This window comes from Streptomyces sp. NPDC001599 (assembly GCF_042893535.1).
Lineage (GTDB): Bacteria > Actinomycetota > Actinomycetes > Streptomycetales > Streptomycetaceae > Streptomyces.
The window spans coordinates 64,461-88,313 of the sequence record NZ_JBIAVA010000024.1 but is presented as its reverse complement, the minus strand read 5'-3'; the positions used below and the strand labels follow the sequence as shown (position 1 = coordinate 88,313).

At 72.5% G+C, this 23,853-nt stretch carries 25 protein-coding genes; 11 read left to right on the top strand and 14 right to left on the bottom strand.

The window, feature by feature from the left end:
* Positions 1-158: 158 nt before the first annotated feature.
* Positions 159-1,301 (bottom strand): aminoglycoside phosphotransferase family protein, encoded by a 1,143-nt coding sequence (locus tag ACFYZ3_RS36440; RefSeq protein WP_388527132.1) that lies wholly within the window; start codon positions 1,299-1,301, stop codon positions 159-161.
* A gap of 301 nt (positions 1,302-1,602) precedes the next feature.
* Between ACFYZ3_RS36440 and ACFYZ3_RS36435 the strand changes: the two genes are divergently transcribed.
* A complete protein-coding gene (locus ACFYZ3_RS36435) occupies positions 1,603-3,111 on the top strand; it encodes a hypothetical protein (RefSeq protein ID WP_388527129.1) in 1,509 nt (502 codons plus the stop codon).
* 23 nt (positions 3,112-3,134) lie between these two features.
* On the opposite strand, the gene ACFYZ3_RS36430 is transcribed toward ACFYZ3_RS36435, so the two are convergent.
* The 4 genes from ACFYZ3_RS36430 to ACFYZ3_RS36415 all read right to left on the bottom strand — a co-directional run bounded on the left by ACFYZ3_RS36430 (position 3,135) and on the right by ACFYZ3_RS36415 (position 8,690).
* Positions 3,135-4,460, bottom strand: coding sequence for a PAS domain-containing protein (locus ACFYZ3_RS36430; protein WP_388527126.1), 1,326 nt, complete (start codon positions 4,458-4,460; stop codon positions 3,135-3,137).
* A gap of 272 nt (positions 4,461-4,732) precedes the next feature.
* Positions 4,733-5,761, bottom strand: a complete 1,029-nt coding sequence (locus tag ACFYZ3_RS36425; protein ID WP_388527123.1) for a Gfo/Idh/MocA family protein — start codon at positions 5,759-5,761, stop codon at positions 4,733-4,735.
* 122 nt (positions 5,762-5,883) lie between these two features.
* Positions 5,884-6,978, bottom strand: a complete 1,095-nt coding sequence (locus ACFYZ3_RS36420) for a chemotaxis protein (protein WP_388527120.1) — start codon at positions 6,976-6,978, stop codon at positions 5,884-5,886.
* Positions 6,979-7,058: 80 nt separating this feature from the next.
* On the bottom strand, positions 7,059-8,690 hold the full coding sequence (locus ACFYZ3_RS36415; RefSeq protein WP_388527117.1) for an alpha/beta hydrolase: 1,632 nt from the start codon (positions 8,688-8,690) through the stop codon (positions 7,059-7,061).
* A gap of 233 nt (positions 8,691-8,923) precedes the next feature.
* On the opposite strand from ACFYZ3_RS36415, the gene ACFYZ3_RS36410 reads away from it, so the two are divergent.
* Positions 8,924-9,673 carry a chaplin gene (locus ACFYZ3_RS36410; protein ID WP_388527114.1) on the top strand — a complete coding sequence of 250 codons (750 nt, stop codon included), beginning with the start codon at positions 8,924-8,926 and terminating at the stop codon, positions 9,671-9,673.
* Positions 9,674-9,716: 43 nt separating this feature from the next.
* Here the strand turns inward: ACFYZ3_RS36410 and ACFYZ3_RS36405 are convergent, their stop codons facing one another.
* Positions 9,717-10,202, bottom strand: coding sequence for a nucleoside deaminase (locus ACFYZ3_RS36405; protein ID WP_388527112.1), 486 nt, complete (start codon positions 10,200-10,202; stop codon positions 9,717-9,719).
* Positions 10,203-10,344: 142 nt separating this feature from the next.
* Here ACFYZ3_RS36405 and ACFYZ3_RS36400 point away from each other — a divergent pair, with 142 nt between their 5' ends.
* Positions 10,345-11,304 carry an SDR family oxidoreductase gene (locus tag ACFYZ3_RS36400; RefSeq protein ID WP_388527109.1) on the top strand — a complete coding sequence of 320 codons (960 nt, stop codon included), beginning with the start codon at positions 10,345-10,347 and terminating at the stop codon, positions 11,302-11,304.
* An 11-nt stretch (positions 11,305-11,315) separates the two neighbouring features.
* Here ACFYZ3_RS36400 and ACFYZ3_RS36395 read toward each other — a convergent pair whose 3' ends face one another.
* Together ACFYZ3_RS36395 and ACFYZ3_RS36390 are read right to left on the bottom strand one after the other, a co-directional pair.
* Positions 11,316-11,585: a GlsB/YeaQ/YmgE family stress response membrane protein gene (locus ACFYZ3_RS36395; protein ID WP_388527106.1), complete on the bottom strand. Its 270-nt coding sequence runs from the start codon at positions 11,583-11,585 to the stop codon at positions 11,316-11,318.
* 145 nt (positions 11,586-11,730) lie between these two features.
* A complete protein-coding gene (locus ACFYZ3_RS36390) occupies positions 11,731-12,174 on the bottom strand; it encodes an SPW repeat protein (RefSeq protein ID WP_385363186.1) in 444 nt (147 codons plus the stop codon).
* Between the two features lie 256 nt (positions 12,175-12,430).
* Here ACFYZ3_RS36390 and ACFYZ3_RS36385 point away from each other — a divergent pair, with 256 nt between their 5' ends.
* From ACFYZ3_RS36385 to ACFYZ3_RS36370, 4 genes are all read left to right on the top strand, one after another.
* Positions 12,431-12,514 (top strand): putative leader peptide, encoded by an 84-nt coding sequence (locus tag ACFYZ3_RS36385; RefSeq protein ID WP_388527147.1) that lies wholly within the window; start codon positions 12,431-12,433, stop codon positions 12,512-12,514.
* A 208-nt stretch (positions 12,515-12,722) separates the two neighbouring features.
* Positions 12,723-13,301, top strand: coding sequence for an NADPH-dependent FMN reductase (gene ssuE, locus ACFYZ3_RS36380; RefSeq protein WP_388527102.1), 579 nt, complete (start codon positions 12,723-12,725; stop codon positions 13,299-13,301).
* A 172-nt stretch (positions 13,302-13,473) separates the two neighbouring features.
* The gene (locus ACFYZ3_RS36375; RefSeq protein WP_388527099.1) at positions 13,474-14,364 is read left to right on the top strand and encodes a glycoside hydrolase family 19 protein; all 891 of its coding nucleotides are present in this window, start codon (positions 13,474-13,476) and stop codon (positions 14,362-14,364) included.
* 28 nt (positions 14,365-14,392) lie between these two features.
* On the top strand, positions 14,393-15,292 hold the full coding sequence (locus ACFYZ3_RS36370; protein ID WP_388527096.1) for an aldo/keto reductase: 900 nt from the start codon (positions 14,393-14,395) through the stop codon (positions 15,290-15,292).
* Positions 15,293-15,670: 378 nt separating this feature from the next.
* Here the strand turns inward: ACFYZ3_RS36370 and ACFYZ3_RS36365 are convergent, their stop codons facing one another.
* Positions 15,671-16,177 (bottom strand): N-acetyltransferase, encoded by a 507-nt coding sequence (locus ACFYZ3_RS36365; RefSeq protein WP_388527093.1) that lies wholly within the window; start codon positions 16,175-16,177, stop codon positions 15,671-15,673.
* 88 nt (positions 16,178-16,265) lie between these two features.
* The gene (locus ACFYZ3_RS36360) at positions 16,266-16,991 is read right to left on the bottom strand and encodes an SDR family NAD(P)-dependent oxidoreductase (protein ID WP_388527090.1); all 726 of its coding nucleotides are present in this window, start codon (positions 16,989-16,991) and stop codon (positions 16,266-16,268) included.
* Positions 16,992-17,237: 246 nt separating this feature from the next.
* Here ACFYZ3_RS36360 and ACFYZ3_RS36355 point away from each other — a divergent pair, with 246 nt between their 5' ends.
* Positions 17,238-17,633 carry a VOC family protein gene (locus tag ACFYZ3_RS36355; RefSeq protein WP_388527087.1) on the top strand — a complete coding sequence of 132 codons (396 nt, stop codon included), beginning with the start codon at positions 17,238-17,240 and terminating at the stop codon, positions 17,631-17,633.
* Between the two features lie 34 nt (positions 17,634-17,667).
* Complete coding sequence (locus ACFYZ3_RS36350) at positions 17,668-18,747, top strand: adenosine deaminase (RefSeq protein ID WP_388527084.1); 1,080 nt, start codon at positions 17,668-17,670, stop codon at positions 18,745-18,747.
* Here the strand turns inward: ACFYZ3_RS36350 and ACFYZ3_RS36345 are convergent.
* Together ACFYZ3_RS36345 and ACFYZ3_RS36340 are read right to left on the bottom strand one after the other, a co-directional pair.
* The gene (locus tag ACFYZ3_RS36345) at positions 18,729-19,244 is read right to left on the bottom strand and encodes a DinB family protein (RefSeq protein WP_388527082.1); all 516 of its coding nucleotides are present in this window, start codon (positions 19,242-19,244) and stop codon (positions 18,729-18,731) included. The genes ACFYZ3_RS36350 and ACFYZ3_RS36345 overlap by 19 nt on opposite strands.
* A gap of 40 nt (positions 19,245-19,284) precedes the next feature.
* Positions 19,285-20,169: a LysR family transcriptional regulator gene (locus ACFYZ3_RS36340; RefSeq protein WP_388527079.1), complete on the bottom strand. Its 885-nt coding sequence runs from the start codon at positions 20,167-20,169 to the stop codon at positions 19,285-19,287.
* Positions 20,170-20,296: 127 nt separating this feature from the next.
* Here ACFYZ3_RS36340 and mgrA point away from each other — a divergent pair, with 127 nt between their 5' ends.
* The gene (mgrA, locus tag ACFYZ3_RS36335) at positions 20,297-21,289 is read left to right on the top strand and encodes an L-glyceraldehyde 3-phosphate reductase (protein ID WP_388527076.1); all 993 of its coding nucleotides are present in this window, start codon (positions 20,297-20,299) and stop codon (positions 21,287-21,289) included.
* A gap of 85 nt (positions 21,290-21,374) precedes the next feature.
* On the opposite strand, the gene ACFYZ3_RS36330 is transcribed toward mgrA, so the two are convergent.
* Entirely contained in the window at positions 21,375-21,758 is a 384-nt protein-coding gene (locus tag ACFYZ3_RS36330) for a nuclear transport factor 2 family protein (RefSeq protein WP_388527073.1), read from the bottom strand.
* Between the two features lie 334 nt (positions 21,759-22,092).
* Between ACFYZ3_RS36330 and ACFYZ3_RS36325 the strand changes: the two genes are divergently transcribed.
* A complete protein-coding gene (locus ACFYZ3_RS36325) occupies positions 22,093-22,503 on the top strand; it encodes a hypothetical protein (RefSeq protein WP_003971870.1) in 411 nt (136 codons plus the stop codon).
* 55 nt (positions 22,504-22,558) lie between these two features.
* Here the strand turns inward: ACFYZ3_RS36325 and ACFYZ3_RS36320 are convergent, their stop codons facing one another.
* Positions 22,559-23,761, bottom strand: coding sequence for a streptophobe family protein (locus ACFYZ3_RS36320; RefSeq protein ID WP_388527070.1), 1,203 nt, complete (start codon positions 23,759-23,761; stop codon positions 22,559-22,561).
* Positions 23,762-23,853: the final 92 nt, after the last annotated feature.

Here is a 23,853-nt window from a genome sequence, read left to right as displayed (position 1 = left end):
TGCGGGTTGTGGGGGGGGGGGGGCCCCGGGGGGGGGGGGGGGTGGGGGGCGACCCCGGGGGCCCCCCCCCCCCCCGGGGGGGGCGGCCCCCTAAAGGGGGGGGGCCCCCGCGGGGGGGGGGGCCCACCGCGCACCGTCGTCCTTCTCGCGCCGTACCGTCAGCGTGTGCCGACCGCCGCCCGCACGGCCCGTCGGGCCATCTGGCAGTCGTCGTGCAACCGGCGCAGCAGCAGCCGCTGTTCCTCGCCGGTCGGCGCGGCACCCGGATGGGCCGGTCCCGGCGCCGCCCCGACCTGGTCGTGCATCGAACGCTGCACGGCCGTCTCGTACGTGCGGATCTCCCTGGTCAGTACGAGCATCAGGTTGACCAGGAACGCGTCGCGCGCCGCCGTGCCCGTCGACTGGGCGATCTGGCTGATCTGACGGCGGGCCGCCGGAGCGTCCCCGAGGACCGCCCACAGCGTGGCCAGGTCGTAGCCCGGCAGGTACCAGCCGGCGTGCTCCCAGTCCACCAGCACCGGACCGGCCGGGGACATGAGGACGTTGGACAGCAGCGCGTCACCGTGACAGAACTGGCCCATGCCCTGGCGTCCGCCCGCGTGGGCGATGCCGTGCAGCAGCTTCTGCAGGTCGCCCAGGTCCCGGTCGGTGAGCAGCCCCAGCTCGTGGTAGCGGGAGATCCGGGCCGCGTAGTCCAGTGGGGCGTCGAAGGTGCCGGCCGGCGGCCGCCAGGCGTTCAGCCGGCAGACCGCTCCGATCGCCGCCCTGATGTCCGCCCGCGGCGGGGCCTCCAGAGGATGCCGTTGCAGCGCCGCCACCCTTCCGGGCATCCGCTCGATGACCAGCGTGCCGTTGTCCGGATCCGCCGCGATCAGTCTCGGCACCCGCACCGGAGGGCGCTGCCGGACGAACGAGCGGTATGCCCCTATCTCGTGCCGGCTGCGTTCGGCCCATGCGGGGGAGTGGTCCACTAAGCACTTGGCCACCGCCGTGCTGCGCCCGGTCGTTCCGACCAGGAGCACGGAGCGCCCGCTGCGCCGCAGTACCTGCACGGGGGAGAACTCCGGGCAGATCCGGTGCACGGCGGCGATCGCCGTGCGCAGTTGGGCCCCCTGGGGGCCGGACAGGTCGATTCTCCCGCTGAGCGGCTGGGTGCCGGGCCCCGCGCCGAGCCGCGCCCTGCCGGCCCCGAGCACCGGGGCCGCCGGACGCGCTGGGGCGAGATAGGGGCCGCCGCCCGCCGCCGGGCGGGGGTGCAGCGAGCGCTGCGGGGCGGACACGGAGGACGATGCTGCGTACATGGGCGAGACAGATCCCTTCGTGTGCCTGCTGTGCCTGCCTGAAGAGGGGTGCCGGTCCGGTCCAGTCCGTTCGGTACCGGGGGCGGCACGTCTTCCGAAAGCCGTCGCGCCGCCCGACCGGCCGCCGGGGGCCACCCTGGGGAGTACCCCCGCGGCGACCGGGTCGGGGTGGCGCATTCCTACCTGACACCCGGCCGCCCGTGGCACACCATCTGGCGCACCCTGGCGAACGGTGGCGAATAGTCGCCCGGCAACCCGCACGGGGCTACTGTCAACTCAGCCGAGAACCTGGGGGCTTGTAGTGAGCAAAGAACCCAACACCCGTCTGTCGGACCTGTTCGGCCTGGCCGGCTGGTCCAAGGGCGAACTCGCGAGGCTGGTCAACCGGCAGGCGGCGGCCATGGGCCACCCCCAGCTGGCGACCGACACCTCGCGGGTGCGGCGGTGGATCGACATGGGAGAGATCCCGCGCGATCCGGTGCCGCGGGTGCTGGCGGCTCTGTTCACCGAGCGTCTCGGCCGTGTCGTGACCATCGAGGACCTCGGTCTGGTCCGGCACGGGCGTGCGGGGAAACGGCCACACGACGGGAGCGAAGAGCATCCCGACGGCGTGCCGTGGGCGCCCGAGCGGACTGCGGCGGTCCTCACCGAATTCACGGGAATGGACCTCATGCTCAACCGACGCGGCTTGGTGGGCGCGGGCGCCGCGCTCGCCGCGGGCTCCGCACTCAGCAGCGCCATGCACGACTGGCTGCACACCGACCCGGCCCTGGCGGCCGACGCCCCCGACCCCCACCCACCCCTGCACGCCGACCCCGCCGGGTTCGACCGCTACGAGGCCGCCCCCATCGGGTCGCAGGAAGTGGAGGAACTGGAGCGCTCGGTCGAGGTGTTCCGTGCCTGGGACGCCGCCAGGGGCGGCGGCCTCCAGCGCAAGGCCGTGGTGGGCCAGCTCAACGAAGTGGGCGGCATGCTCGCCTACCACCACCCACCCCATCTCCAGCGGCGCCTGTGGGGCGTCGCGGCCAACCTCGCCGTCCTCGCGGGCTGGATGTCGCACGACGTCGGCCTGGAACCGACCGCCCAGAAGTACTTCGTGATCGCCGCCCACGCCGCCCGCGAGGGCGGCGACCGGCCCCGGGCGGGCGAGGCGCTCTCCCGGGCAGCCCGCCAGATGGTGCACCTGGGCAAGCCCGACGAGGCCCTCGACCTCATGAAGCTCGCCCAGTCCGGCTCCGGCGAGCAGGTACTGCCGCGCACCAAGGCCATGCTGTACACCATCGAGGCCTGGGCTCAGGCCTCCATGGGCAAGGGCCAGGCGATGCGCCGCACCCTGGGGCGGGCCGAGGACCTCTTCGTCTCCGACAAGGCGGACGTGCCGCCCCCGGACTGGATGCAGACGTTCAAGGAGGAGGACCTGTACGGCATGCAGGCCCTCGCCTACCGGACGCTCGCCGAGTTCGAACCGGGGGCCGCCGCGCACGCCCAGCACTACGCGGACAAGGCCCTGGCCCTCAGGATCGACGGCCGGCAGCGGTCGAAGATCTTCGACTACCTGTCGATGGCCTCCGCCTGTTTCATCGCCGACGACCCCGAACAGGCGGACCGGTACGCGCGCCTGGCCCTGGTGTCGATGGGTTCCAACTCCTCCCAGCGGACCTGGGACCGGCTGCGCCAGATGTACCGGCTCACCGCCGAGTACGCCGGTTACCCGAAGATCCAGGAGCTGCGGGAGGAGATCAAGCTGGCGCTGCCCAGGGGCAAGTCACCCAGGGGGAAGGGACCGGGCGGCACCGTCGCGCCGGCGTAGGGTGCGCGACGCGCTCCGCAGACCTAGGACGTCACCCGGGCCATCAGCACACAGGCGTCCTGACGACCCGGAAACCCGTCCAGCTCCCGTGCCACGAGCCGTACGCCGTCCCCGGCGGAACCCGCCGTGGTCAGGCGGGGGGCCAGGGAGAGGAGGTGCTCCACGGCCGCCGGTTCGAGTGCCCCGGTGTGCAGGAGGAGCAGGTCGCCCGCTGCGAGGGTCGCCTCGGCCTGTCCCGACGGTCCGTCCTGTCCGGGCAGCGCACGCCCCGTTCCGCCGCGGAAGAGCAGCGGGACGGGGCCCGAGGCGTGCGCCCACGTCAGGGTGTGGGTGTCCGGCCGGTAGCCGCAGTACACGGCGGAGTCCACCGGCGGCAGGGCGGTGGCCCCGAGGAGTTCGGCGAGCCGGTCCCGCAGTCCTGCCGGCCGGGTGCCGGCCAGTGCCAGGCCGCGCAGGGCGCCGGCCAGTGCCAGGCCGCGCAGGGCGCCGATCAGCACCGCCGGGCCGTGCCCCTCGGTCTCCGGGCGTCCGAAGTCGCCGACGGTGAGCAGGGTTTCGCCGTCGGCGCCGAGCGGACACGCGTCGTACCACCCGCCGTACCGGGACCGCCGGCCCGTCGCGGACGTCGGCGGAAGGTCCGCGGCGGCCAGGTCCAGGCCGGGCCGGCCCTCGTCCGGGAAGCGCAGGAGACCGTGCCAGGGCGGCGACGGACGGTGCCGGAGGGAGTCGCGGGTCTCGCTCACCGCCCGCTGACTGCGGCGCAGTTCGCCGACGTCCCGCAGCACCGCCCACATCGATGCGGTGCTGCCGTCGGCGTCGAGGACGGGTTCGCCCATCATGTGCACGGTGCGTACGCTCCCGTCGGGGCGCACCACGCGGAACTCGCCGTCGATGGGCCGGCCGTCGACGAGGCAGTCCGTGACCATGGCGGTGAGCTTCGGGCGGTCCTCGGTGAGTACCAGGGACGGGAGTTCGTCGAGGCTGAGCGGGACGGCCGCCGGGTCGCGGCCCAGGATGTGGAAGAGTTCCGCGGACCACTCGGCCTCGTCGGTCAGCAGGTTCCACTCCGCGCTGCCGACCCGGCTGAGCAGCGAACCGGCGCGCGGCGCGGGTGCCGGACCGTCCCGGAGCTGGGCCAGATGCGCGTCGAGGTCGGTGAGCTGGTGCAGTGCCAGGTCGTACAGGGCACGCTGCCAGCGGCCCCGGGGGTCCGTCGTGTCGTCCTGGCTGTCCCGTCGTACCGCGTCCACGTCGCCCCGCAGCCGCCGGGTCTGCGATATGAGCGCCTCGACCGAGCCGTGTCCCGGTGGCTGGGCGGCCGGGTGGTCCGCGGAGAGATGGGACGACATGACGCACTCCGATGTGCTGACGGTACGACCGAGGTGGAACCGGGGCCGGCGGAAGGACCGTTACGACTGTTGCACAGCCCGCCATGGCTCGTAAGGGATTCGGCAACACACGATACGGTGGTGCTTCCGGCATATGCCACAGTCTTCCCCGGGTGACTCGGGTACGTGTTCGGCGTACCCGGGGTGGGAGGCAAGTCGTAGGTCTCCTACGGGACTTGAAGTGGATGAGAGTCCGAATGCGTCGTCGCCCTGGTGTTCGGTGGACCCTTGTTCTATGCCCGGTCGTGCAGGGCCGGACGGGGTGCCAGGTCGACGGGTGTGCGCGCGCCCGTCTCCAGCGCCCGCACCCCGGCCTCGGCGACCGCCGCGGCCGCGTACCCGTCCCAGGTGCCCGGTCCGGTGACCAGGCCGCGTCGGGTGGCGTCGACCCAGCTCTGCACCTCGCGGTCGTAGGCGTCCGCGAACCGCACCAGGTAGTCCTGCGGCACCTCCTCCCGCGCGCCGCCCGCCGCCGTGACCACCATGGTGTGCGCCGCGCCGATCCGGGCGCTGCCCGCCTCGCAGACGGCCTCGCAGCGCACCTCGTAGCCGAAGCCGCAGTTGACGAAGACCTCCACGTCCACCACGGCGCCGCCCTCGGTCTCGAAGAGCACGAGCTGCGGATCGAGCAGGCCCTCGGGCGCACCCGCCGACGGGCGCGGACGCAGCACGGTCACCGCACTCAGCTCCTGGCCCAGCAGCCAGCGGGCCGCGTCGATCTCGTGCGAGACGGAACTGTTGATCAGCATCGCGGAGGTGAAGTGCGGGGGCGAGGAGACGTTGCGGTGCACGCAGTGCAGCATCAGCGGCCGGCCCAGCCGCCCGCCGTCCAGGAGGGACTTCAACTGCCGGTACTCGGCGTCGTACCGCCGCATGAACCCGATCTGCGCCAGCCTCCTGCCCAGGCGTGCCTCGGCCTCCACCACGCGCAGCGCGCCCGCGGAGTCCGGCACCATCGGCTTCTCGCACAGCACCGGCAGCCCCCGCGCGAAGGCGGCCAGCAGTGCCTCCTCGTGTGCCTCGCCGGGCGAGGCGATCAGGACGGCCTCGACGCCCGGCGCGTCCAGCGCGGCCTCGACGTCCGTGTGCACCGTGATCCTGCCGAGTCCGCCGATACCGCCCACGGCCTCCTTGGCCCGCTCGGCGTCGGGGTCCGCCACCGCGGCGACCCGGGCGCCGCTCACCACCCGGTCGACGCGTCGTATGTGGTCGGCACCCATGTGCCCCGCACCCAGGACCGCCACACCCAGAAGTTCACTCACGCCGCGCCCGCTCCTTCGTCGTCCGCCGCGCACCCGCCGGCAGCGGGTACGTGTACGGCGAACAGGCTTTCACGCGCGTCAAGAGGCAGGGGAGGGCCGGTCCGCGGGGGCGTCGGCCGGCGTCAGTAGCGCAGTACTCCCGCGATGCCGTCCGCGTCCGCGAGAGCGCCGTCCGGTACGAAACGGACGTCGGCGCCGGTCTCCAGGCACTGTTCGACGATCTCGTCCACGATGTCCTCCCGGGCGTCGAGGTCGCCGTCGTGGGCCGGGAGCAGGTGCTCGCCGTCGTCGCGCATCGTCACCTTGAAGTTCTCCTCGACGGCCAGCAGCCGGACCCGTCCCGTGTGGGCGCTCTCCCACAGCTCGTCGACCCCGGCCGCGAAGTCCTTGCGGCCGCGGGCCGCGTCCAGTTCCCTGGCCACCGCCTCGACCGACCCGCGCGCCTCCTTCTCGAGCACGGGCCGCACCGCCTGCCACACCGCCTCGGCGGTGCCGTGCGCGAGCCCGCCGTGCGGGACGAGCACCGCGTCCGCGGCGAGCGCGCCCGCCTCCTCGAACAGGGACAGGGCCGGCTCGGGGCCGGTGACGTACAGCGGCCGGGGACGGGCGCGCAGGATCTTGCCCATCGCGGTGTCGGCGTCGCGCAGGAACTTGCGGGTTCCCTCGTCCCGGAAGGTGCTCGGCGCGTCGCCGATCCGCTCCTGGCGCTCGGGGTCGAAGTCCTCCGCGGGCCGGTCGAGCGGGAAGCCGCCGAGGTGTTCCTCCACGACGCGGTCCGCGCCGCCGCTCCAGAGCTTGACGCGGTCGGCGGCGACCGACAGGACCCAGAACGGCCGCTCGGCCGCCTGCGCGGCGACGAGGTTGCGCGTCAGGAAGGTGTCCGAGAGAACCACGCGCTCGGGCACGGAACGGCTGAGCGTCCAGACCTGGTGCTCACCGGGTGCGGCGAAGATCGCCAGACCGTCCTCGGCGTACGTCAGGTCGATCTCGGCCAGCGCCCGGTCCAGTTCGCGGGACACCTCCGCGCGCCGGTCGCGGCTGACCGCCGGATCCTCCTCCAGCTGTTTCTTGGCCGCGGCGACCGCGTTGCGCAGCCGGACCCGGTCCTGGGCGTTGTCCGGCTCGCGGCGGTGCGTCGGCGTCAGTACGGACACGGCCGGATACGGGCGGGGGCGCCGCAGTCCGGCGAGGGTGGCGGGACTCAGATCGTGCTCCATGTCAGCACGATATGCTCCACGGGTATATAAGGCATATCGGGCATTCGGAGTGGGGTGCCGTCGGCCGGACGCGTCGCCGCTCAGTCGGACCCGGTGCCGGTGGACTCGGGACCGCAGGAGCTGCCGTCGGGCGGCAGGGAGCCGTACAGCAGGAAGTCGTCGACCTTGCGGTGCACGCACTTGGACGACGCGTAGCCGGTGTGTCCCTCGCCGCGGTTGTCCAGGACCACGGCGGACGGGCCGAGCCGGTCGGCCGTCTCCGTCGTCCAGCGGTACGGCGTGGCCGGGTCGCCGCGGGTGCCGACCAGGAGCATCCTCGCGGTGTTGAGGTCCTTCACGTCGTCCCGGATGTAGTCCGTTCCCTTGGGCCGGCCGTAGCACATGAGCACCTGGGTGAGCCGGTACCGGCCGAAGACCGGCGAGACGTCCTCGTACCGTGCGCGCAGCCGATCGAGGGACGCGGTGACCTGGGCGGCGGAGGGGCGGTCGGGGTCGTCGGCGCAGTTGATCGCCATCAGGGCGGCCGGAAGGTTGTCCATGGGGACGTCCTCCTCGTCGGTGAGGCCGGCCGTCCTGTCGCCCCGCACCGGTGCCTGGACCGATGCCCGGACCGGGAAGGTGACGCCGCCCGACGAGAAGCCCTCCAGGCCGCGGGTGTCGCCGTCCTCGAGCAACTGCGCGAGCGCCCGCTCCAGGGAGGGCCACAACTCCCGGCTGTACAGGGCCTGGCCGATCGCGCCGACCATGTCCTGCCCGGTGAAGGGCTCGCCGAACGCCGACGGCACCGGGTCGGAGTCGAGGGAGGTGACGAGCCGCTCGACCTGGTCCCGGGCGTCCCGGGCGTCCTGGCCGAACGGGCAGGCGATGTCCTCGACGCACCAGTCGAGGAAGTTCTCCAGCGCGGTCTGCTGCCCCCGCGCCCCGGCCAGCCCCTGTTCGGCCAGCGGTTCCGTCAGCGTGTCCACGCCGTCCAGGACCATCCGCCCGACCTTGTCCGGGAACCGCGCCGCGTAGACCGCTCCAAGCCGGGTCCCGTACGAGAAGCCCAGGTAGTTGAGCCGGTCGTCGCCGAGTGCCCGGCGCATCACGTCCATGTCGCGTGCCGCGTCGACCGTGCCTATGTGGGTCAGCACGGGGCCGGAGTACCTGGCGCACTCGGACGCCGCGTCCCGCAGCCGCTTCAGCACGTCCTCGGGGTCGCTCATCCCCCCGTCCCCGTCCGTCGCCTCCATGATCTTCAGGGTGGCCGGTCCGCAGGAGACCGGGGAGGACCGGCCGACGCCGCGGGGGTCGAAGGTCACCACGTCGTAGCCGTTGGTGAGGTGCATGAACTCCTTGCCGCCCGCGGCGAGTTCATTGATGCCGGAGCCGCCGGGTCCGCCGAAGTTCAGCAGGACCGAGCCCCGTGAGTCGCCGGTCGCCCGGTACCGGGCGAGGGCCACGTCGAGGGTCCCGCCCCGGGGCCGCGCGTAGTCGAGGGGGACGGTGACCTTGCCGCACTGCAGATCCTTCGGCATGTCCGTGCCCTCGCACGCCGTCCACTTGATCCGCTGGTCGTAGAACCGGGACAGCCCGGATCCGGCGTCCCGCGCGTTCGCGGTGGCCGCGCCGTTCGCGGCGGCGGGGAGTCCCGCACCCAGCAGGGCCAGGCCGAGCGCTCCGGTGACCGCGCAGCGCCGGACCGAGGGCCGAGTCTCCAGCTTGGCCTGCATCGATGCCTCCCGGGCGCCCCGTCGCGGACCGGTGGTCGGCGCCCTCGCTCACCATAAGCGGGCCGCGCACCCGGCGCCTCCGGGCGGCATCGCACCGGCCGGTGCGCCGCTTGTTCGATGAACCGCCCACTCGATGGGGTGAAAGACCGATAAGCCATAACTCGGATGGTGCGCCCGCGTTTTAGACGGTGCGGGCGACTGCCCGCGACCATGTCTGGAAGGCAGGGAGCCTCATGAGAAGGGTTACCCGAAACGGTGTGCTCGCCGTCGCAGCCTCAGGCGCGCTGGCCGTGACGATGCCGGCGTACGCGGCGTTCGCGTCCGACGGGGCGGGCGCCGAGGGATCCGCGGCCGGTTCGCCCGGGCTGATCTCCGGCAACACCGTCCAGCTCCCGGTGCACGTGCCGGTCGACGTGTGCGGCAACACCGTGAACGTGGTGGGGCTCCTCAACCCGGCCGCGGGCAACGGCTGCGCCAACACCGGGGAGACGGGTGCGTCCCACACGGGTGCGTCCCACACGGGCGGGTCCCACACAGGGACGCCGCACACAGGGGCGTCGCACCACGGGTCGGGAGCCTCGGGCGGTACGTCCGGCGGCGCGGGCGCCGAGGGGAGCGGAAAGGATTCGCCCGGCTTGCTCTCCGGCAACGGGGTGCAGCTGCCGGTGCACCTCCCGGTGAACGTGAGCGGCAACAGCGTCAACGTGGTCGGCATCGGCAACCCGGCCGTAGGCAACGAGTCGACGAACGGCTCCGGTGACCGCCCGGAGCCCGTACGGCCGCCGGCGGAGCCGGAGCCGTCCGCCCCCGAGGACGAGCGCGCCGGGCCCGGACCGGCCCCGCACGCCGACCCGCCCCGGGAAGAGGTGTCCCTCGCCCACACCGGGACGGACCGCACCCTGCCCACCCTCGCGGGCGGCGCCGTGCTCGTGCTGGGCGGAACCGTCCTCTACCGGCGCTTCCGGCCGGGCTCCGGGCACTGACCGTGTCGACCGGGGCATCCGCCGTCAGGGCGGGTGCCCCGGCTCAGGCGCGCCCGGCGTGGAAGCGCCGGTGCAAGGCGTGGATCTCCCGGGTGAGTTGCGGCACCGGGCCCTCCACGGTCACGCCGGGCGCCACCTCCTGCACCGGGAGCGGCCGTACCGGCGCCGCCGGTACGCCCAACTCCTCCAGCCAGCCCACCAGTTGCTCCGACGAGGCGACGTACACGATGCGCCCCAGGCCCACCCACGCGTGTGCGGCCGCGCACATCGGGCAGTGCTCGCCGGACGTGTACACGGTGGCCGCGGCCCGCTCCCCGGGGGTCAGGCGGGCGGCGGACCAGCGGGCGAGCTCGAACTCCGGGTGACGGGTCCGGTCGCCGGAGGCCACCCGGTTGTGGTCCTCGGCCAGTACCTTGCCGTCCCCGCCCACCAGCACCGACCCGAACGGCTCGTCGCCGGCCTCCAGTGCCTCGGCCGCCAGCTCCACACAACGGCGCAGGTGTGGCAGTTCGGCGTCCTTCACGACCATGGCGTACCGCCCTCCTCGTGACGTGATCCTTCCCGGACAGCCTATGTGCCCTCGGCCCGACCATCTTGCTATCCGTCATCGCTGGAGTTAGAGTCTCTAACAGAAGCAAGTGACCATAGCGATTCGAGGCAAGAGGAGCGCCATGTCCGCCGTCACCCCGCAGCAGCCCGCCCCGCACGTCGTTCTGGGATCCGGTCCCGCAGGCACCGCGCTCGCTCGTGAGCTGGTGCGCAGGGGGCACCCCGTCCGCCTGGTGGACCGCAGGGCCGCCGGTCCCGCCATCGAGGGCGTCGAGCGGATCCCCGCCGACGTGAGCACGGCAGACGGAGCCCGCGCCGCCATACGCGACGCGGCCGTCGTGTACCACTGCGTCAATGTCGCCTACCACCTCCAGGTCGAGGTGATGCCCCGGGTCCAGGAGGCCGTCCTGGCCGCCGTCGAGGCGAGCGGCGCCCGTCTGGTGGTCCTCGACACGCTCTACCCGTACGGCGAGACCGGGGGAGCGGTGATGACCGAGGACAGCCCCTGGAAGGCCACCAGTCGCAAGGGGCGGATGCGTGCCGAACTGGACGAGCGGTACCTCGCCGCCCACCGGTCCGGCCGGGCCCGCGTCGTCCTCGGCCGCAGCGCCGACTTCTTCGGGCCCGGCGTGCTGAACTCGTCCCTGGGTGCGGCCGTCTTCCCCGGCGCCCTCACCGGCGGGGACGTCGTGGCCATGGGGGACATCGATCTGCCGCACAGCTACACCGCCATCGACGACGTGGCGGCCGCTCTCGCCACCCTCGGCGAGCGTCCCGACGGGGACGGCCGCGTCTGGCACCTGCCGACCGCGCCCGCCCTCAGTACGCGCGAGATCCACGCGCTGATCGAGAAGCGGGTGGGCCGCCCGCTGAACGTCGTGGTACTGGAACGGCCCCGCCCCTACGGCCCCTTCGACGAACTGCTGATGGCCGAGTACGAGGAGATGTTCTACCAGCACACGGAGCCGCAGATCATGGACTCCGGTGCCTTCGAGCGGTTCTTCGGGGCGGCTCCGACGCCGCCGGTGGACGCCGTGGACGCGACCGTCACCTGGTACGAGGCGTGGCTCCGCAGCCGGTGACGGTCAGGCCCTCAACGGCCCGGGCGCGACCGGGACCGGTCCAGTGCGGCCACGCCGACCGCGGCCAGTGCGATCTGGATGAGCCACTCGACCCAGTCGACGCCGTCCGTGTCGGCCACGTCGAACGCCGAGGCGACCCACGAACCGACGAGCGCGGCCACGATGCCGACGAGGATCGTCCACACGACGCCGATGCGCTGCCGCCCGGGGACGACCAGCCGGCCCAGCACGCCGATGACGACGCCGATGACGATGGCGCTGACAATGCCGTCGATCTCCATCTCCACCCCTCTTCGCCGAGACCCCCGCAGTGATGCGTCTGCCCGCTGCGGGCGGGTGCAGTCCGTCGGGCCCGGCGGCGGTGGCACGGGCGACGGGCCGGCCCGCGGGTGCGGGACCGGCCCGTGCCGTTTCCTTCCGGTGCGTCTAGGGCCTGCGTGGGGCGCTCCGCGCCGCCGTACCGGCGCAGACCATGCCCAGGAGCAGGGCCAGGGCGCCGATGACGATGTTGTTCCAGATGACACCGGCGTCCGGACTCGAGCCCACGATCCAGGGCGAAATGATCATCCAGACTCCGATCGCGCACATGGCCCAGCTGAGGCCGTACATGCGCTCCGGGGCGCGGGTGAACCCGAGGGCCAGCAGACCGATGGCGATGCCCACGATCAGGTTGTGGGCCACCAGTGAGGGCTGGCTGGTGGTGAAGTGGAGTATCCACGGGGACACGGCACAGTAGAGGCCGAGCAGGAACACCGGCCCGTCCACGAGTGCCACGTCGCGACCACCGAGCACACGCGCGTAGCGCGCCTGCATTTCCGGGGCGTCCGGGTGGCTGGTGATGTCACCTCGGGGGTGCGAGACGTTGGCCATGAGTCGTCTCCTTTGACTTGCAGGGCCGACCGCTTCGGATGCGGTGTGCGGTAGCGCCGCATAAGTGCATTCTGCTCTTATTTCGCCCTTATGTGTAGTGGTGGGGCGACAGGGATCTTTTGATTGTGCGAGCGCCGCATGTGGGCCGGGAGCTGCCGGTCCGCAGTGTCACGCGCATGTGAAATCCGGGGCCGGGTGGTGAGACCGGGCCGGTCCTCCTTGACCGTTCTCGACGGCGGCTGCCACGATCCGAGGCATGACAATGCGACCGGAACTCACGCGGCGACGCCACGTCGACCTCGCGCGCGTCTCCAGCGCCTCCTGTCGCACCGCGGCCTGAACCCGCCGGTCTGTCGATCTGCTGGTCTGTCGATCTGTCGATCTGTTCATCCGTCGCGTCGTCCGCACGCCGCCGTACCGGTCGGTGCCACCCTGCGCGTGACGCTCCACACCGCCCGAACGTGACGCTCCACAGCGCCCCGACCCGGCCGCGGCGCCCGCCCGTGGCCGGGCGTTCCGCCGCGTCCGCCTTCCCGGAAAGAGAACCCATGGCCACCGTCCTGTCCGTCTCCGGCAGTCCCTCCGCCTCCTCGCGCACCAACCGGCTGCTGCGCCACCTCGACGACCGGCTGACCGCCCAGGGCCACGAGGTGGTCCCGCTCGACGTCCGCGCCCTCCCCGCACAGGCGCTGCTCGGCGCGGACCCGGGGCACCCCGCGATCGCCGAGGCCGCCGAACTGTTCGCCCGTGCCGACGGAGTCGTCGTCGGCACGCCCGTCTACAAGGCGTCGTACTCCGGCGTTCTGAAGGCCCTGCTCGACCTCCTCCCGCAGTACGCGCTCACCGGCAAGACGGTGCTGCCGCTCGCCACCGGGGGCTCTACCGCCCATGTCCTGGCGATCGACTACGCGTTGCGCCCGGTGCTGAACTCCATGGGCGCGGCGCACGTCGTGCAGGGCTGGTTCACCCTGGACCGCGACATCACGACGCACGAGGACGGCGCGGTCGCCGTCGCCCCGGGCGCCGCGGAGGCCCTCGCCCGCGTGGTCGACCAGTTCTCGGCCGCCCTGGCCGCCCGTCCGGCCGCCCCCCTGCCGGCCACCCCAGCGCTGGCCGCGGCAAGTTGAACTGGTCTACACCCTTGACTGGTACAGACCAAAGCGGTTGAGTGTGCCTCCACACCCCCCTCCACGGCCGCCCCCACGCCGTGGCCGGTCCGACCGGCACGTGCGCACAGGTTCCGCGCCCCACCCTGCCCCTGTACGGGAGCGGCCGTGCTCCGCAGAAGGAGACAGACCTGTGTCGAGGCGCCGTATATCCGCCGTGGTGACCGCTCTCGCCCTCGCCGGCGCAGTGCCGTTGCTCATGCCCGCCAACGAGGCGTCCGCAGCCTCGTGTTCGAGCTATCCCGCCTGGTCGGCCGACGCGAACTACAACACCGGCGACATCGTCCGCTACACCGACGGCAAGGCCTACATCGCCGAGCACGCCAACCCGGGCTACGACCCGCTCATCAGCACCTGGTACTGGAACCCGTACGCCTGTGACGGCGGTTCGCAGACGCCGGTCGGCAACTTCGTGGTCAGCGAGGCCCAGTTCAACCAGATGTTCCCGGGCCGGAACTCCTTCTACACCTACAGCGGCCTCACCGCCGCGCTCAGCGCCTACCCCGGCTTCGCCAACACCGGCAGCGACACCACCAAGAAGCAGGAGGCCGCCGCCTTCCTCGCCAACGTCAGCCACGAGACCGGCGGCCTGGTGCACATCGTCGAGCAGAACACCGCCAACTACCCCCACTACTGCGACTGGAACCAGCCCTACGGCTGCCCGGCGGGCCAGGCCGCCTACTACGGGCGCGGACCGATCCAGCTCAGCTGGAACTTCAACTACAAGGCCGCGGGCGACGCCCTCGGCATCGACCTGCTGGGCAACCCCTGGCTGGTCCAGAACGACGCGGCCGTCGCCTGGAAGACCGGCCTGTGGTACTGGAACACCCAGTCCGGGCCCGGCACCATGACCCCGCACAACGCGATGGTCAACGGCGCCGGTTTCGGCCAGACCATCCGCTCCATCAACGGCTCGCTGGAGTGCGACGGCAGAAACCCCGCCCAGGTCCAGAGCCGCGTCACCAAGTACCAGCAGTTCAGCCAGATCCTCGGCGTCTCCCCGGGCGGCAACCTGTACTGCTGACGCTGCCCGGGTGTGCGAAACTCCGCGGATGACCTCGGAAACGATCACCGCGGAGTCCTCCGGCACCTGGCACCTGGGCGATCTGCCCGTCCGCCGCGTCGGCTTCGGCGCGATGCGGCTGACGGGCAGCGCCGCCTTCCATCTCGGCACCCCGAGCGACCGCGAACGCTCCCTGGCCGTACTGCGCCGGGCCGTCGAACTCGGCGTCAACCACATCGACACCGCCGCCTTCTACTTCTCCTCCCTGCGCTCCGCCAACGAACTGATCAACAGCGCGCTCGCCCCCTACGCCGACGACCTGGTGCTCGCCACCAAGGTCGGCCCGTACCGCGACTGGTCGGGGGAGTGGGGCACCTCCGCCCGCCCCGAGGACCTGCGCGCCCACGTCGAGGAGAACCTGCGCCAGCTCGGCCGCGACCACCTCGACGTCGTCTACCTGCGCCGCATGCGCCAGGACTCGGTCGCCGAGCACTTCGGCGCCCTGGCCGAACTGCGCGAGGCGGGACTGATCCGCCACCTCGGCCTCTCCGACGTGGAGCCCCGGCACCTCGCCGAGGCGCAGGCCGTCGCCCCGGTGGTGAGCGTCCAGAACCGTTACGGACTCGGCTTCCACGACCCCGCCACCGACGCGCTCCTCGCCCAGTGCCGCGCCCAGGGCATCGCCTTCGTGCCGTTCTACGCCATCGCGGGCGAGGCCGGGCCGCGGGGTGCCGGGACCGCCCACGAGGAGGAGGTGCGCGCGGTGGCCCGAACACACGGGGCGAGCCCCGCGCAGGTCAGGATCGCCTGGACCCTGCACCAGGGCCCGCACGTGCTGGCCGTCCCCGGCACCGGCGATCCCGAGCACCTCGCCGAGAACGTCGCCGCGGGCGCCCTGCGCCTCACCGACGCGGACCTGGCGCGGCTCGACGGAGCGCGCACGGGCTGACCGACGCACTGCGACGCCGTGACAGCGAGAGCCCGGGGGCCCTCCTCCAGGCGCGGCGTGCGGATGAGGAACACCGGACCGAGGCTCTCCACCATGGATCACTGAGGAGTTGGCCGTGCCGTCGAACGCGACGGAGTCGCGCAGTACGGGATCACGGGTGACGTAGCCGAGCCCCTCACGGATCTGCGACCCCACCTCGCCGACCGTCCAACTACCCCACAGCAGCAGGAAGTCACGATGACGCCGGACACAGGGGCGCGATCCCTCGGCATCGGCCATCGGGCGATCACGTCACCGGACCGCCCCTCTCGGGCAGCCTTCCCGCGAAGGCGAGGAGGAGGCAATCGGTCACCAAGTCCCGCAGCGGTACGGCAGAAGCTACTGAACCGTCGGGATGCCCGGCAGGGCGAGGTAGTCCGACCAGGAGATCTCGCGGCCGATGAAGCGCGGCCGCTCGAAGGGCCAGTCGGCGGCGATCCACTGCGGCACCAGCGCGTCGAGGGCCCGCTCGACCGTGCTGTCCACCAGCTCGTCCACCACCCACCAGGAGACGTCGCCGTCCGCGCCGGCCCTCTCCGGTGGGTCGATGTAGACGCAGCCGAGCAGAGCCGTCTCCGCCGTGTCGAACAGCGCGTAATTGAAGGACTGGTGTGCGGCGATCTCCTTCTCGTGCCGCAACAGGTCGGCCTGGTCGGCCTCGTAGGTCATGGTGGCCGCGGGCCAGCCCCAGGCCGGGCCGTAGATGGTCCACAGCCGCTCGCGCGAACCCATCACCGCCGGATAGTCGAGCGGGGTGTCCGTCTCCCGGATCGGCCGCAGGTGGTGATCACCGCCCGGCAGCGGTACCAGGACGGGATGGACGAAGTCATCGGGTAGCCAGCTCACGCGGCCCGACGGTAGCAGTGCGCGGCCGTCCGGTCCCCGGATTTTCCCGTCGGACCTCCGCACCAGAGACGGGAGAGACGGTTGGGCGTCATGCCAGTCCGCCAGTCGCCCGCAGGTTCTGGCCCGTGATCCACCCGCCGCCCGGACCCACGAGGAACGCGACGACATCGGCCACGTCGGACGGTTGCCCCAGCCGGCCGAGCGGCGTCATGCCGACGACCGCTTGGAGAGCCTCCGGGGGGTTGGTTCCACGGAGCAGGTCGGTATCGGTCGCGCCGGGAGAGACGGTGTTGACCGTGATGCCCCGCGGCCCGAGTTCCCGGGCGGCGACCGCGGTCAGTTGCTCGATCGCGCCCTTGCTGGCGGCGTACGGCCCGATGCCCGGCACGGGCCGTACGGTGTTGAGGGTGGAGATGTTCACGATCCGCCCGCCGTCGCGCATCCGCCTGGCCGCGTAGCGCATCGTCAAGAAGACCGACCTGGTGTTGGCCGCCAGCACGCCGTCGAACACCTCCGCCTCGGTCTCGGCGATGGGGGCCGGGGTGAAGGACGTCGCCGCGTTGTTGACCAGGATGTCCACGCTGCCGAGATGCGCTTCGGCGTCCTCCATCAGCCGCTCGGCCGCATCCGGTTCCCTCAGGTCGAGCCGCATCGCTCGGACCTCGCCGCCGTTCGCCCGGACCGTGCGGACGACGTCGGCTGCGGCTTCCTCGCCGGTGGAGTAGTTGAAGACCACGTCCGCCCCCTCGCTGCACAGGCGTTCGACGATCGCCCGGCCGATCCCTCGGGACCCGCCCGTCACCACGGCAGTCATGTCTTCGAGCACTGTTCCTCCATGTCGGAGAGGAGATCACGTCGGATCTCGAACCTACCGATGCCGCTGCCTCCGATCGACGGCTTTCGCCGTGCGATACGGACGACGGCCGCACCCCGTGCGCCGACCGGCCATGATCAATCGCAACGGCGCTTCCCGTGCCGCACTCAAAGCGCAACCGAACTTGGCGTCCGGAGGGTTTTACGTATAACCTCTCCCGTCAATCGCCCGTCCCGGAAGGTGCCGATGACACGCATCGCCCTGGTCGCCCTCGTCGTCGACGACTACGACGAGGCGATCCGCTTCTACACCGAGGCCCTCGGCTTCCGCCTCGCCGAGGACACGCCCCGGCCCGACGGCTCCCGCTGGGTCGTCGTCGAGCCCGGCGATCCGGGCCGGGGCACCGCCCTGCTGCTGGCCCGCGCCAAGGGCGAGGCCCAGCGGGCCCGGGTCGGCGACCAGACGGGCGGGCGCGTCGGGTTCTTCCTGTACACCGACGACTTCGTCCGCGACCACGCCCGCATGACCGCGGCGGGCGTGACCTTCCTGGAGGAGCCCCGGCACGAGCCCTACGGCTCGGTCGCCGTCTTCCAGGACCTGTACGGCAACCGCTGGGACCTGCTCCAGCCCGCCGCTTCCTGATCGTCCCGCCAGAATCGCCGAGGAACCGCCGCACATGTCATCTACGCGCATAGACACCGAGACCCTCCGCCGCCTCCCCAAGGCGGTCCTGCACGACCACCTCGACGGCGGCCTGCGCCCGGCGACCGTCGTGGAGCTGGCGGAGAGCGTCGGCCACGCGCTGCCCACCACCGACCCCGACGAACTGGCCGCCTGGTACTACGAGGCCGCCAACTCCGGCGACCTGGTGCGCTACATCGCCACCTTCGAGCACACCCTCGCCGTGATGCAGAACCGCGAGGGGCTGCTGCGCACCGCCGAGGAGTACGTCCTCGACCTCGCCGCCGACGGTGTCGTCTACGGCGAGGTCCGCTACGCCCCCGAGTTGAACACCAGGGGCGGGCTGTCGATGAGGGAGGTCGTGGAGACCGTCCAGGAGGGGCTCGCCGCCGGCATGGCCAAGGCGGCCGCCGCCGGGACGCCCGTCCGGGTCGGCACCCTGCTGTGCGGCATGCGGATGTTCGACCGGGTCCGCGAGGCCGCCGACCTCGCGGTCGCCTTCCGGGACGCCGGTGTCGTCGGCTTCGACATCGCCGGCGCCGAGGACGGCTTCCCGCCCGCCGACCACCTGGACGCCTTCGCGCACCTGCGCCGCGAGAACGTGCCCTTCACGATCCACGCCGGGGAGGCGCACGGACTGCCCAGCATCCACCAGGCCCTCCAGGTGTGCGGCGCCCAGCGCATCGGCCACGGCGTGCGCATCACCGACGACATCCCCGACCTCGCGGCCGGAAAGCTCGGCCGGCTCGCCGCCTGGGTGCGCGACCGCCGCATCGCCCTGGAGATGTGCCCGACCTCCAATCTCCAGACCGGTGCCGCCACCTCCATCGCCGGGCACCCGATCACCGCGCTGAAGGACCTCGGCTTCCGCGTCACCCTCAACACCGACAACCGCCTCGTGTCCGGCACGACGATGACGCGCGAGATGTCCCTGCTGGTCGAGCAGGCGGGCTGGAGCGTCGAGGACCTGCGCACGGTCACCGTGAACGCCCTCAAGAGCGCCTTCCTCCCCTTCGACGAGCGCAACGCCCTCATCCGGGACGTCGTCCTGCCGGGCTACGCGTCCGCGCTCTGAACGAGCCCGCGCACATAGGCGGCCTGTCCGACGTGCTGGAGATCGTCGGACAGGACGCTGACCAGCCGCACGGCGAGCGTGACCGGCGGATCCCAGTTCTCGTCGACGACCCGCTCCAGGTCTTTCGCGGTCAGGGACCGCAGTGCCGTGAGCGTCTGCTCGTGCACCGCGTCGTAGTAGCCGGTCAGCAGCTCGCCCGAGTCGACCCGCACCTTCGCGACCTCGGCGGGGCTGTGGCCGTAGCCGGTGTCGCGGCGGGGCAGCCCCAGGCCGAAGCGTTTCTCCCACTCCCCGGTGAGCCACACCTGGTCGAGCCCGAAGGCACCGGCGACGTGGTCGTCCTGGACGCGGGTGAGGTGCCAGACCAGCCAGGCGACGGAGTTGGCGTCGGCGGCGGGGCGGGCGTTCAGGCCGTCGGGGTCCAGGCCCTCGACGGCGGCGTGGACTTCTTCCTGGATGCGGCCGTAGCCCTCGATGAGGATGTCCTTCGCATGCATGCGTCCACCATCGCGCAGTCCGCCCGCCCGCGCCCCCCGTTCACGCGCTTCCCGTCTCCAGCAACCCCATCAGCGCCCGCGCCGCCGGGCTGGTCGCCTGTGCGGACGGGAGCAGCGCGATGGTCTCGTACTCCGTGCCGTCCGTGTCCTTGAGCGGCAGAGAGGTGAGGGCGGCCCGCTTGTGGCGGAAGTGCCGCGGCACCACCGCGATGCCGAGGTTCTCGTCGATCAGGTCGAGCAGCCCGTGCACGTCGTTCACCTCCAGCGGCACGGTCCGCCGCACGCCCGCCGCGGCGAAGACGGCGTCGGTGACGCGGCGCGGACCCCAGTCCGGGTGGAAGTCGACGAACACCTCCTCGGCCAGGTCGTGCGGGGTGAGCACCGCGCCGTCCGCCGCCAGCCGGTGGTCCGGGTGACACAGCACCGTCATCGGCTCGCCCGCCAGCGAGACCGAACGCAACTGGTCCGTGTCCGCCTCGGTGCGGTAGGCGAAGGCCAGGTCGAGCCGCCCCGCCGCGACCTCCTCGGCCAGCTCCCCGGAGCCCGCCTGACGCAGCCGGATCTCCACGTCCGGGTGGCTGCGCCGGAACGCGGCCAGCAGCCGGGCCACCGGCACCCCGGCGATGCACTGCTCGGCGCCCAGCGACAGCGTCCCGCGCAGCACCCCCTGCACCGCGGCGACCGCCTCGTGCGCCGAGCGCACCTGGGCGAGGATCCGCCGGGCCTCCTCCAGCAGTGCCCGCCCGGCCTCCGTCAGCGTCACCCGGCGGGTGGTGCGCACGAACAGCGGTGCCCGCAGCTCCCGCTCCAGCGCCCGGATCGACGCCGACAGCCCGGACTGGGACACCAGCAGGCGTTCCGCCGCGCGGGTGAAGTGCTGGTCCTCGGCGACCGCCACGAAATGCTGGAGATGACGCAGTTCCATGACTCAGAAGCCTAACCGCGCAATCCCATCGGATTCTTCTGTTGGACCACTGCCCGCAGGTCACGCGAGAGTGGAGGACGGTTCCACCCAAGCCCCGTACCTGGGGGCCAACCCCTCTGGAGTCGCGTTGTACACCGCACACCCCGACCGCTACGCGGAGATGCCCTACCGGCGCACCGGACGCAGCGGCCTGAAGCTCCCCGCGCTCTCGCTCGGCCTGTGGCACAACTTCGGCCCGGACCGCCCCGTCGAGACCCAGCGCGCCATCCTGCGCCGCGCCTTCGACCTCGGCGTCACCCACTTCGACCTCGCCAACAACTACGGCCCGCCGCCCGGCTCGGCCGAGTCCGCGCTCGGCGAGGCCCTCAAGACCGACTTCGCGCCGTACCGCGACGAGCTGGTGATCTCCACCAAGGCCGGCTACCTGATGTGGCCCGGACCGTACGGCGAGTGGGGCTCGCGCAAGTCCTTGCTGTCGTCCCTGGACCAGAGCCTGTCCCGGATGGGCCTGGAGTACGTCGACATCTTCTACTCGCACCGCCCCGACCCGGACACTCCCCTGGAGGAGACGATGGGCGCGCTGCACACGGCGGTGCAGCAGGGCAAGGCGCTCTACGTCGGCGTCTCCAACTACTCGCCGGAGCAGACCCGCGAGGCCGCCCGCATCCTCGCCGGGCTGGGCACCCCGCTGCTGATCCACCAGCCGCGCTACTCCATGCTCGACCGGCGCCCCGAGACCAGCGGCCTGCTGGACGCCCTCGACGAGCTGGAAGTCGGCTCCATCGCCTACTCCCCGCTGGAGCAGGGCCTGCTGACCGGCCGCTACCTGAACGGCATCCCGGAGGATTCGCGGGCCGCGAGCGACAGCCCCTTCCTGAACTCCGACGCGGTCACCGAGGAACTGGTCGGCAAGCTGCGCGCCCTCAACGAGATCGCCGGATCCCGCGGCCAGTCGCTGGCCCAGACGGCGCTCGCCTGGGTGCTGCGGCAGGGCAGGGTGACCTCGGCGCTGGTCGGCGCGAGCAGCCCGCGGCAGCTGGAGGACAGCGTCGCGGCCATCGGGAACCTGGACTTCGACGCCGACGAACTGGCCCGCATCGACAAGATCGTCCTGGGCTAGTCGGCCACCGGCCGGCACGTGCACGGCGGTTCCGGAGGCGTACGGCGCCTCCGGAACCGCCGTCGTGTGTGTGCGTCCCCGGTGCTCACGCCCCCGCGGGCACCCGGTCCAGGAAGCCGAGGACCGAGCGGATGCGGTCCTCGCCGTCCAGGGTGATCACGTCGAACCCGGCCACCGGCGCCCGGCCGTGCTCGGCGTCGCTCACCAGCTCCCAGGAGAAGCGCGCCGTGTCGTGGTGCCCGTCGACGGCGCCCGACAACCGGAAGGAGAAGCCGGGGAACTGCTCGTGCGCCGCCACGATCACGGCGGCGATCTGCTCGTGTCCGCGCACGTCGGCCAGGGGGTCGGTGTAGCCGCCGTCCTCCGTCCAGGCCGCGGCGACCGCTTTGGCCACCGCGTCCGGGCCCGCGTTCCAGGCCTCGAAGTAGCGGGCGACGGCGTCCTCGTAACGGCGGGTGGGTGCGGACATGGCGATCAGCCTCCAATGAGGTGGGTGTGCTGGTCAGGGACCGGTCCCCGGTCTCGGTGACCCGGTACGACCACCCTGCCCGCGCCCGGCGGCACCGTCGATTACCCCCGGGGTCATGGCACCCGGCGCGGAGGCGGCGCGGCATTTCGGCCAAGAGGCGCCGCGAATATGCCAGGAGACTGGCCGGAAATTCATGGTGACAGTGGTTCAGTAGTGAACATACTCACCACTAGGGCCTTTCACACCATGCGACAGCGCCCTCACGCACAGCACACGAGCCGCACGGACGTCATGCCGGACCGGCAGGCGGGCTGAGTGACGGGGGAGGGTAGCAGTGCACGACGAGTTCCTGTGCCATGTCACCGCCTACGGTGTCTGTGACGGCCGGCGCATCGGCGTCCCCCTGGGCACCTACCGGGCGCCCACCCTCGCGCTCGCCCTGTGGTGGCTGCGCGACCGGGCGATGTGGATCGCCGAGCGGCTGGACCCGCAGCCCGACACCCCCCACTTACCGCGCGGCGCCCTGACTCCCGTCGCCGACGACGCGCCCGACGTACCGCTCAGGCTGCGCGCCTGGTGCGCCGACGACGTACAGCAGGAGCTGGTCGCCGACGAGTTGGCCGCGGGGAATCTGGTGCGCCTCGCGACCAGTGACGAGACCACCGAGTACGAACTGATGGCCGAGTCCGTGGACGCGCTGCGGATGCAGCGGGCCGCGCCGCCCCTGGTCGTCCCGGTCGCCTGAACCCCAGACCGTGGACCGGCACCCGTCAGAGCCGGACCCGTCAGAGCCGGACCCGTCAGACCCGGACCCGGCGAGGCCGTCCGCCCACCCGCCGTGCGAGCAACGCGCCCAGGAACCCGGCGACCAGCCCCCACAGCAGCGCGAGACCCACCGCACCCCACAGACGCGGCCGCAGGAACACCTGCCCGGCCAGTCCGCCGCCCAGGTCGCCGATGCCGAGCACCGACAGCCCGTAGTGGGCGGAGACCCGGCCGACCAGGCCGATCATGAGGACGGTGAGCGCCAGGGCGACGGCCAGGCGCACGGCGTGCAGCCAGGCGGGCAGCCGGGCCGGACAGCGGGACGCCATGAGGAAACCGGCCGACAGGACCAGGACCGCCGCGGCGACCAGGAGCCACCACATCCGCCCGTCGCGCTCGGCGAGCGTGCCCACGTTCACGGTCGAGACGTCCGGAGTGCGCAGCACCTCGTCGAGCACCCGGGGCATCGGCAGCCCGAACGGCCCCTCCACCCGCCCGTTCCAGGTGGCGCCGAGGCCGATCGTGAGCGCGGGCCAGGCCAGGTTCGGCAGCCCGAGCAGCAGCACGGCGAAGGTGTCCGCAGGACGGTCCCGCGTCGCGGCGACGACCAGCGCGACGACGACGCCGACCACCACGTACGCCAGCAGCAGCGCGACCATCGCGTACGCGGCCGGCCGCACCGACGTCCGCAGCCGCAGCAGCCGCCCGGGCAGCGGCGCCCGGTGCGAGACCAGCAGGGCGAGGACGAGCACCCCCGCCAGCCACAGCAGACCGAAGAGGACGGTCAGCGGCACGTCCGTGGTGAAACCGACCGTCGGACGCACACCGAACAGGTCGCCGAGGTCACTCAGCAGACCTTCGCCGAGGGAGACCTCGAACGTCTGCCGGGCCGCGAACCCCGCCCCGAGGAGGGCGAGCAGCCACAGGACCGCGATCCGCCCCGCCCAGCCGGCCAGTTCCGGCGCACCGGCGACGGCCCGGTGGCGCAGCGGCCGCAGGAAGCCCCGGGCGATCACCAGTGCACCGGTCAGGGTGACGGACAGCGGCATCACGGTCAGACCCGCGTCGGTGGCCGCCAGCTCACCCGCGTCGCCGGACATCTCGACCGCACCGCCCACGGAGGTGACGACGGTCGCCACGACGACCCGGGGAAAGGCGCGGTCGGGCAGGTCCGCGGCACCGGCCGCCCACAGCCCGAGCGCCGCCACGCCCCCCATGGCGACCAGCCCGGCCAGCACCGTACCCAGGGCCTGCGCCCAGCCGTGCCGGGCGACGGCCCGGCCGGGGGATCCGGGAGACCCCGGAGGCCCGGGGGATCCGGGAGGCCCGG

What these genes read in the sequence shown, in the direction of transcription:
- ACFYZ3_RS36350 (WP_388527084.1), top strand. Translation starts at nt 17,668, where the DNA reads ATGTCATCTACGCGCATAGACACCGAGACCCTCCGCCGCCTCCCCAAG.
- ssuE (WP_388527102.1), top strand. Translation starts at nt 12,723, where the DNA reads ATGGCCACCGTCCTGTCCGTCTCCGGCAGTCCCTCCGCCTCCTCGCGC.
- ACFYZ3_RS36330 (WP_388527073.1), bottom strand. Translation starts at nt 21,758, where the DNA reads ATGTCCGCACCCACCCGCCGTTACGAGGACGCCGTCGCCCGCTACTTC.
- ACFYZ3_RS36395 (WP_388527106.1), bottom strand. Translation starts at nt 11,585, where the DNA reads ATGGAGATCGACGGCATTGTCAGCGCCATCGTCATCGGCGTCGTCATC.
- ACFYZ3_RS36430 (WP_388527126.1), bottom strand. Translation starts at nt 4,460, where the DNA reads ATGTCGTCCCATCTCTCCGCGGACCACCCGGCCGCCCAGCCACCGGGA.
- ACFYZ3_RS36390 (WP_385363186.1), bottom strand. Translation starts at nt 12,174, where the DNA reads ATGGCCAACGTCTCGCACCCCCGAGGTGACATCACCAGCCACCCGGAC.
- ACFYZ3_RS36345 (WP_388527082.1), bottom strand. Translation starts at nt 19,244, where the DNA reads ATGCATGCGAAGGACATCCTCATCGAGGGCTACGGCCGCATCCAGGAA.
- ACFYZ3_RS36385 (WP_388527147.1), top strand. Translation starts at nt 12,431, where the DNA reads ATGACAATGCGACCGGAACTCACGCGGCGACGCCACGTCGACCTCGCG.
- ACFYZ3_RS36415 (WP_388527117.1), bottom strand. Translation starts at nt 8,690, where the DNA reads ATGCAGGCCAAGCTGGAGACTCGGCCCTCGGTCCGGCGCTGCGCGGTC.
- ACFYZ3_RS36400 (WP_388527109.1), top strand. Translation starts at nt 10,345, where the DNA reads ATGTCCGCCGTCACCCCGCAGCAGCCCGCCCCGCACGTCGTTCTGGGA.
- ACFYZ3_RS36440 (WP_388527132.1), bottom strand. Translation starts at nt 1,301, where the DNA reads ATGTACGCAGCATCGTCCTCCGTGTCCGCCCCGCAGCGCTCGCTGCAC.
- ACFYZ3_RS36370 (WP_388527096.1), top strand. Translation starts at nt 14,393, where the DNA reads ATGACCTCGGAAACGATCACCGCGGAGTCCTCCGGCACCTGGCACCTG.
- ACFYZ3_RS36360 (WP_388527090.1), bottom strand. Translation starts at nt 16,991, where the DNA reads ATGACTGCCGTGGTGACGGGCGGGTCCCGAGGGATCGGCCGGGCGATC.
- ACFYZ3_RS36355 (WP_388527087.1), top strand. Translation starts at nt 17,238, where the DNA reads ATGACACGCATCGCCCTGGTCGCCCTCGTCGTCGACGACTACGACGAG.
- ACFYZ3_RS36420 (WP_388527120.1), bottom strand. Translation starts at nt 6,978, where the DNA reads ATGGAGCACGATCTGAGTCCCGCCACCCTCGCCGGACTGCGGCGCCCC.
- ACFYZ3_RS36340 (WP_388527079.1), bottom strand. Translation starts at nt 20,169, where the DNA reads ATGGAACTGCGTCATCTCCAGCATTTCGTGGCGGTCGCCGAGGACCAG.
- ACFYZ3_RS36410 (WP_388527114.1), top strand. Translation starts at nt 8,924, where the DNA reads ATGAGAAGGGTTACCCGAAACGGTGTGCTCGCCGTCGCAGCCTCAGGC.
- ACFYZ3_RS36405 (WP_388527112.1), bottom strand. Translation starts at nt 10,202, where the DNA reads ATGGTCGTGAAGGACGCCGAACTGCCACACCTGCGCCGTTGTGTGGAG.